The sequence below is a fragment of the Devosia sp. MC1541 genome (genome assembly GCF_012847305.1).
Lineage (GTDB): Bacteria > Pseudomonadota > Alphaproteobacteria > Rhizobiales > Devosiaceae > Devosia.
Genome location: NZ_JABBDZ010000034.1, coordinates 1 through 7804, shown reverse-complemented (window position 1 = coordinate 7804; position 7804 = coordinate 1). Strand labels below are relative to the sequence as shown.

6 protein-coding genes and 1 pseudogene are annotated in these 7804 nt (G+C 57.4%); 6 read left to right on the top strand and 1 reads right to left on the bottom strand.

All coding sequences use genetic code 11. The features are described 5' to 3' along the window. Nucleotides 1-392: 392 nt before the first annotated feature. A pseudogene (locus HKD40_RS17440) lies at nt 393-965 on the bottom strand (integrase core domain-containing protein); the annotation flags it as partial. A 528-nt stretch (nt 966-1493) separates the two neighbouring features. On the opposite strand from HKD40_RS17440, the gene HKD40_RS17435 reads away from it, so the two are divergent. From HKD40_RS17435 to HKD40_RS17410, 6 genes are read left to right on the top strand one after another with little or no spacing between them, the layout of a single operon-like run. Beyond that, nucleotides 1494-2450, top strand: coding sequence for a tripartite tricarboxylate transporter substrate-binding protein (locus HKD40_RS17435; RefSeq protein WP_169197046.1), 957 nt, complete (start codon nt 1494-1496; stop codon nt 2448-2450). Further along, the gene (locus tag HKD40_RS17430) at nt 2440-2961 is read left to right on the top strand and encodes a tripartite tricarboxylate transporter TctB family protein (RefSeq protein ID WP_248306128.1); all 522 of its coding nucleotides are present in this window, start codon (nt 2440-2442) and stop codon (nt 2959-2961) included. Before HKD40_RS17435 ends, HKD40_RS17430 begins: the two co-directional genes overlap by 11 nt. A 3-nt stretch (nt 2962-2964) precedes the next feature. Next, the gene (locus tag HKD40_RS17425; RefSeq protein ID WP_169197045.1) at nt 2965-4452 is read left to right on the top strand and encodes a tripartite tricarboxylate transporter permease; all 1488 of its coding nucleotides are present in this window, start codon (nt 2965-2967) and stop codon (nt 4450-4452) included. 27 nt (nt 4453-4479) lie between these two features. After that, nucleotides 4480-6003 carry an MmgE/PrpD family protein gene (locus tag HKD40_RS17420; protein WP_169197044.1) on the top strand — a complete coding sequence of 508 codons (1524 nt, stop codon included), beginning with the start codon at nt 4480-4482 and terminating at the stop codon, nt 6001-6003. 6 nt (nt 6004-6009) lie between these two features. Then, nucleotides 6010-6888 carry an isocitrate lyase/PEP mutase family protein gene (locus HKD40_RS17415; protein ID WP_169197043.1) on the top strand — a complete coding sequence of 293 codons (879 nt, stop codon included), beginning with the start codon at nt 6010-6012 and terminating at the stop codon, nt 6886-6888. 1 nt (nt 6889) lies between these two features. Further along, a complete protein-coding gene (locus HKD40_RS17410) occupies nt 6890-7567 on the top strand; it encodes a GntR family transcriptional regulator (protein WP_169197042.1) in 678 nt (225 codons plus the stop codon). The last annotated feature ends 237 nt before the right edge of the window (nt 7568-7804 follow it).

The following is a 7804-nucleotide window of genomic DNA, read 5'->3' as shown; positions in this document are numbered from 1 at the left end:
CCGTCGAGCACGATCCGGATCTTGTCCTCGGCGGAAAAGTGTCGTCGTGTCGCGCGGCGAATGTCCTTCACAACCTGCTCTGCGGATGATTTCGTCTTCGTTGTTTTCGTCGTCATTCTGGGTCTTTAGTCACTCAGACGAGACCAGAACTCTCCTCAAATCGCAAACCCATTTCTGAGACACAGGTGCTGATGCCGAACACTTCACAACCTGCTCTGCGGATGATTTCGTCTTCGTTGTTTTCGTCGTCATTCTGGGTCTTTCGTCACTCAGACGAGACCAGAACTCTCCTTAAATCGCAAACCCATTTCTGAGACACAGGTGCTGATGCCGAACACCGCCCCCAAAGTCCCCTCCGGTTTTACGGAGAGTCCTTGAGTTGATGTTTGGCCCTAAGCGGCCTGTTTTTCCGGTGCCAGATTGCTGGCAAATTTGCTAGCCGTGAGATTGCCCAGCGAGGAATGCGGTCTATGGTCGTTGTAGTCGTCCTTCCATTCGCTGGTCCGGGTCCTGGCCTCGGCCAGTGACGAGAACAGTATTTCGTTGAGGCACTCATCGCGGAAGCTGCCGTTGAAACTCTCGATGAAGCCGTTCTGCATGGGCTTGCCCGGTGCGATGTAGTGCCAATCGATTTGCCGATCCCGAGACCAGCGCAGGGTTGCCATGCTGGTGAACTCGGTGCAGTTGTCGCTGAACACCGTGTACGGCTTACCTTTTCGTGCAATGACGGCATCGAGCGCGCGGACCACCCGCCTGCGGGAGAGCGACGTGTCCACGATCAGGGCAAGACATTCCCTTGTGTGATCACCGACAAGTGTCAGCACCCGGAACCGCCGGCCATCGGTCACAGCATCGCTGACTAAGTCCCGGCTCCAGCGCTGATTGGGCTGGTCGGGCACGATGATCGGACGCCGTGTTCCCAATGCACGTTTGCGGCCGCCGCGCTTACGCACCTGCAGCTTCTTCCGGGCCCAGCCACTTTTCATAGAGATGTATAGGCTGAGACATAGCAAATGAGGTTAAGACGCACGCCCCTCGCTACCTATAATCCAAAGCGATATATCCCCTCTAATTCAGTAAGTTACTCGCGGGGAGTACTGCTCGTCGTTAGGCTGATGGGATGCGGCAGACCTTTGGTGCATCAAACATCGCTACGTTCTGCCTTTTCGTGCTTTTTGATCGCCGCAGCAGGTCTGCAGACCCGCACCTATTCCACTGCGGAATGGAGACGTTATACCAACAAAGTAAGCCGGCAAGACCGAGATAAAGCCAGTCCAAGCTCTGCAAATGAGCGATGCTGATTGTGCTCCCCCTGCAGAATACGCCGAAGCTAAATTTCGGCATCACACTGCGAATTATGTCGACACAAATTCATACCTTGACACTTTATGGCGTATTTGTTCTGATTTCAAAGTCAGTTCTGTCGACAGAATGAACAGATGGACAGTCTGCGCTAGGGAAGCCTGCAGAGACAGTCTGTTCGGGAGGAAAATATGCATTTTACAAAAACACTAGCGACATTAGCTGTGATTGCAACACTGGGGACTAACGCAGCTAGCGCTCAGGTTAACGTCATGCTGCCAGCAAATCCTGGCGGCGGCTGGGACGGCACCGGCCGTCAAGCGTTCCAAGCACTCAACGACGCTGGCATCTACACGGGTGGTGTGAATTTCACCAACACTGGCGGCGCTGGTGGCACAGTGGGTCTTGCCGAATTCCTCGGCACATCTTCTGGCCAGCCTGACGCGTTGGCGGTATTCGGGGCCATCACCGTTGGCGCAATCCAGCTCAATAACTCGCCGATCAACCTCGCAGACTTCCGCCCTGTTGCCCGGTTGACCGCTGAGTATCTGGTGATCGCCGTTGCTGCTGACTCGCCTTACAATACGCTTGCAGACCTCGTCGCAGGCATCAAGGCTGACCCTGGTGCGGCGGCGCTCGGTGGTGGCTCTGCTGGTGGTGTTGACCACATCTCGCTCGCACTGCTCGCCCAAGCTGGCGACATCCCAGTTGCCGATCTGAACTATATTCCGCAGACGTCAGGCGCTGAAACAGTGACCGCGATCGTCAATGGCACACTGGCTGCAGGTGTTTCGGGCACGTCTGAATTTGCTCAATTCGCCGAGCAAGGACGCATCAAAATCCTCGGCGTCACCTCAGCTGAACGCCGTAGCAATCTACCAGATGTCCCGACCTTCCACGAGGCAGGCTATGACGTTGAGATCGCAAACTGGCGCGGCATTCTGGCAGCTCCGGGCGCTCCAGACGATAACTACGCATCTTGGGTAGAGAACTTCACCAAGCTCTCGCAGAGCGATGCTTGGAAAGCTGTCCTCACAGCACAGGGCTGGGACGACTTCTTCCTGGCCGGTGACGAGTTCGGCGCCTTCATCACTGAGGAAACGGAGCGTCAAGGCCAGATCTTGAAGGACGCTGGTCTTGTCAACTGACGGTCAAAAGTCAACTCACGGGGGCAGCGCAGCGGCTGCCCCCGCCAAACCCTATTGGATTGGCATCGGCTTGATGGTGATCGGTCTGGTTTGGCTTTATGCCGGTTTCGGCCTACCGCAAGGTGCGCGCTACGCCGCTGTTGGACCGGGCCTTTTCGTAACAATAGCTGGTGCCGCCCTCCTTATTTTGGGTGTTATCCTGATGCTCCAAATCCGCAACGGCGAAAGCTTTGAAGCGCAGGACGCGGAAGACGCGGACGGCTCGAACAAGATGGATAAGCGCGCTTTTTTGACCGCACTTGTCGCCGTCGCCCTGCCGATTGGGACGATGGGTCCGCTGGGTATGCCGTTTACCGCTACGCTGTCGTTCGTACTCGTTGCTAACGCTTTTGGTTCGCGCCGCTGGATGCTCGACTTGGTCTGCGGCATCGCTCTGGCATGCGCCGCTTGGTTCTTGTTCAAGCAGTTGGGCCTGCAACTTGGCCGGTTCTTCCCGCCTTTGGGAGTGTAAGTCTTGGGAACTTTCGAGCTTCTTTTGAATGGTTTCGGCGTTGCGCTGCAGCCAACGAATCTCATGTGGGCTTTGATAGGCTCGCTTCTAGGCACCGCCATAGGCATTCTTCCCGGCATCGGTCCGGCGTTGACGATCGCCCTGCTCCTGCCTGTCACCACCGCACTCGCGCCAACCTCCGCCTTCATCATGTTCGCCGGCATACTATATGGCGCGATGTATGGCGGTTCGACGACCTCGATCCTGCTCAATACGCCTGGCGAGGCCGGGTCTATGATGACGGCCCTTGAGGGCAACAAAATGGCCCGTGCTGGTCGTGGCGCTGCCGCCTTGGCAACTGCTGCTATCGGCTCTTTTGTCGCCGGTACCATCGCGACGCTTGCTTTGACATTTGCCGCTCCGGCCGTGGCGGAATTAGCGTTCTACTTCAAGCCAACGGACTATTTTGCCATTACGGCATTGGCGTTCTGTTCCGTTGCCGTGGTGATGGGCACATCCCGCACCCGTGGGTTCATTTCATTATTCCTCGGCATTGCGATCGGCGTCATCGGCATCGACTCCATGACCGGGCAACCGCGCCTCACCTTCGGCAACATGCAGCTTTTACGCGGCATTCAGCTGACGGTCGTCTTGGTATCCCTTTTCGCTGTGGGTGAGATCCTTTACGTCGCGAGCCGCTATCGGAGCACGCCCGGCGTCATGGCCCCCATCAAGGGTCAGCTCTGGATGACCAAGCAAGACTTTGCACGCTCTTGGAAGCCTTGGCTTCGCGGTACAGCGATCGGCTTCCCAATGGGTGCTTTGCCGGGCAGCGGCTCGGAAATTCCGACGATGCTGTCCTATACACTTGAGCGCAAGCTCACCAAATATCCCGAAGAATTTGGCAAAGGCGCTATCGAAGGCGTTGCCGGGCCGGAGGCAGCGAATAACGCGGCTGCGGCTGGCATTCTTGTGCCGCTGCTCACCCTTGGTCTGCCGACCTCCGCAACGGCGGCAGTGCTGTTGGCAGCCTTTCAGAACTATGGCTTACAGCCAGGCCCATTTCTCTTCACCTCTAATCCCGCCCTGATTTGGGGCCTAATCGCCTCGCTCTATGTGGGCAATGTGATGCTGTTAGTGCTGAACCTGCCTCTGGTTGGGATGTGGGTGCAGTTGCTGCGCATTCCGCGCCCACAGCTCTACGCCGGCATTCTCGTCTTCGCCATGATTGGTGTCTGGGGGCTGGCGGGATCATGGATGGATCTAACCATTATGCTGGTCGTTGGGCTGGGCGGGTATGTGATGCGGGTCTATGATTTCCCCATCGCGCCCGTACTGATCGGCCTGATCCTTGGCCCCATGGCCGAAACACAGCTGCGCACCGCGCTTGCGGCCGGACAGGGTAATCCGCTGGTCCTGATCTCGACCCCGCTCTCGGCCGTTCTCATCACTCTCGCCGTGCTGCTTCTGGCACTGCCCATTGTGCTTAAGCGCCTTCGCGCGAACGCCTAATTATCTGAATTGGAAAATTTTCCGAGCATGAATACCTATAGCGTAAAAGTTCACCCTTCCGCCGCAAATCTGCCACGCGAGCATCAACTGGCTTGGCATATCGCAGAGTTTGCCGCGCATTGCGGTCCGCTTGATGCCGACGTGGTCGACATGATCGCCTGCCGTATTGTCGACAACGCCAGTGTCGGCCTAGCGGCGATAAATCGTGCGCCTGTGGCTGCAGCACGCGCGATGGCTCTAGCCCATCCGCGCAAAGGTGGCGCAACGGTTTATGGACTTGGCAGTGATGTGCGGGTCGATGCGGAATGGGCCGCGTGGGCAAATGCCACTGCGGTTCGTGAGCTGGACTTCCATGATACCTTCTTGGCTGCCGACTATTCGCATCCCGGCGATGCGATCTCGCCTCTGATCGCTGTGGCCCAGCAGATGGGACTTGATGGAAGCGCTTTGGCGCGCGGCATCGCCGTATCCTACGAAGTGCATGTCGCTCTGGTGAAAGCAATTTCTCTGCACAAGTATAAAAAGGATCACGTCGCGCATTTGGCCCCAGCAACGACCGCTGGTATCGGCGCGATGCTTGGCCTGCCGACGGAAATCATCTTCCAAGCGGTCAACCAAGCGGTACATCTGAGTTTCTCCACACGCCAATCGCGCAAGGGGGAGATCAGCTCCTGGAAGGCCTATGTGCCGGGCTTCTCGGGCAAGCTCGCCACCGAGTGCGTGGACCGCGCCATGCGTGGCGAAGCCTCGCCGTCGCCAATTTACGAAGGCGAAGAGTCGGTTCTCGCCTGGATGCTTGGCGGTAAGAACGAAGCCTACGAAGTCTCGCTCCCAGCTGTCGGTGAGAGCCCACGCGGTATCATGGAGACTTATACCAAAGCCCATTCCGCTGAATATCAGGCACAAGCCCTCATCGATCTTGCTATTGATTTATCCGCGCAGATCGGAGACCTGACAAAGGTCAAAGATATTTTGCTCGAAACCAGCCATCATACCCATAACGTTATCGGCACTGGCGCCAACGATCCGCAGAAGATGGATCCAGAAGCGAGCCGTGAGACGCTTGACCACTCCATCATGTACATCCTTGCAGTCGCGCTAGAGGACCGGAACTGGCACCACGTCAACTCCTACACTCGCGAGCGGGCGAGGACGGCATCGACAGTCGCGCTCTGGCACAAGATCGCGACCGTGGAAGAGCCATCTTGGACTATCCGCTATCTCGATCCGAACCCAGCCAAGCGCGCCTTTGGCGGCAAGATCATTGTGACGCTCGACGATGGTCAGGTCATCACTGGTGAACGCGGCGTCGCCGATGCACATCCCAACGGCAATCACCCTTGGACATGGCAGGACTATGCCAACAAATTCGATACGTTGACGATGGACGACCTATCGGACAGCGAGCGCAAGACGTTTCTCGCGGCCGCAAAAGCCTTTGCGACACTGCCCGCAGGCGCACTCGACGCTTTGATCCCGGCCCTACAGCTTGGCCGCGTCTCGCCATCCAAGCCAACTGGCCAGGGTATTTTCGACCACGGTCTTGAGTAATATCTAATGCTGAACCACGAGATAAATCGGTCTTTCCGTGAACGGCTTTCCGAGGATCGCGTCCTGCTGCTCCCCGGCGCGGCCAATGCTTTGGCGGCACGGATAATCGCGGACATGGGGTTTGAGGCCATATACCTTTCTGGGGCTGGCCTTACCAATACCTATCTTGGCATGCCAGATCTTGGCTTTATTGGCTTGCCCGAGATTGCCCAGCATACTGCCACCATCCGCGATGCCACCGACCTGCCAATTATCGTCGATGCCGATACCGGCTTTGGCAATGCGCTCAATGTACGGCACACAATCCGAACGCTCGAACGTGCTGGGGCGAGTGCCATTCAGATCGAGGATCAAGTTAACCCCAAGCGCTGTGGGCACTTTGCCGGTAAAGACGTTGTCTCGCTCGATGAAGCGAGGAGCCGCATCAAGGCAGCCACCGATGCACGTCAGGATTCCAACCTGCTCATCGTTGCGCGCACCGATGCGCGATCGACGCTGGGTGCCAATGCCGCCATAGAGAGGGCACAGGCTTTCATCGAGGATGGTGCTGACATCACCTTCGTGGAAGCGCCCGAGAGCGTAGAGGAACTGCGGGCGATCCCAGCCCGCCTCCCCAAGACACCACAACTGGTCAACCTTGTGGTTGGTGGCCGCACACCCATTTTACCCCTAGCAGAGCTGGGCACGATGGGCTTTAAGCTGGTCCTCTACGCCAACGTAGCTTTGCAAGGCGCTGTCTACGGCATGCAGAATGCGCTTGGGCAGCTCAAGGCCGATGGCAGTCTTGACGAAAGGGGGCCGGTGGCGACCTTCAAGGAACGTCAGCGCCTCGTGAACAAACCTTTCTACGACACCCTCGAAAAGCGTTACGCGACGAGCGAGTAATATGGAGCAGATCTTGGGGCCAAGCGAAGGTACCGACGAACGGTTGCTGACCGACCAGTTGTTCGAGCAACTGAGCGAAGCCATTGTTTTAGGCACTTTCGCGCCGGGTGCGAAACTCAGTGAGCCTCGGCTTGCAGCTCAATACGGCGTGAGCCGTGGACCACTTCGCGAGGCTATTCGACGCCTTGAGGAACGCAAACTTGTGACACGCGCACCCCGCCAGGGTGTGCGCGTTGTCGTACCCACCCCAAGTGATGCGCTGGAGCTATTCACCATTCGCGAAGTGCTCGAAGGCTTGGCCGCTCGCCAGGCCGCCGAGCATGCGACCGATGCCGAGATCAATGAATTGCGGGCCATGCTGCAGCGCCATCGCGGCGCCTTATCTGAGCCTGACGCCTTGGTCTATTGGCAGGCAACGGCCAATTCCGACTTTCATTTTATGATCGCCCGAGTTGGTCGCAATCAGCACTTGTTTGATCTGCTGTGCGGCGAATACTACACCCTGTTCCGCCTCTATCGTATGCAGCACCGCATCGTACCGGGCCGTGCACAGCGCGCCTTGGCTGAGCACGAGCGCATCGTTGAAGCGGTTGCAGACCGTGACGTAGAGCTGGCCGAATTGCTTATGCGCCGCCACATCGCCTCAGCCCGGAAAGGGTTGATATCGAGCCAAGCTTAAACTTAGCTTTCAGGCATCTTTTCCATTTTTGCGTTGCGAAAAGAACGCGATCTGTCCCGCCTCAGCGTCCGTGCGCATAGCTGGCAGATCGATAGGGAATGTTCAGCTCTCGCCCCCATTTGAGACGTCAAGCGGCCTTGTAGTACTACTTAAAAGCTGCCGTTCGTCAGAGATACTAAAAGCGTCGTAGTTGGGACAGTGAGCCGACAATCGGCTCCAGGCCGCTACGTCAGACGA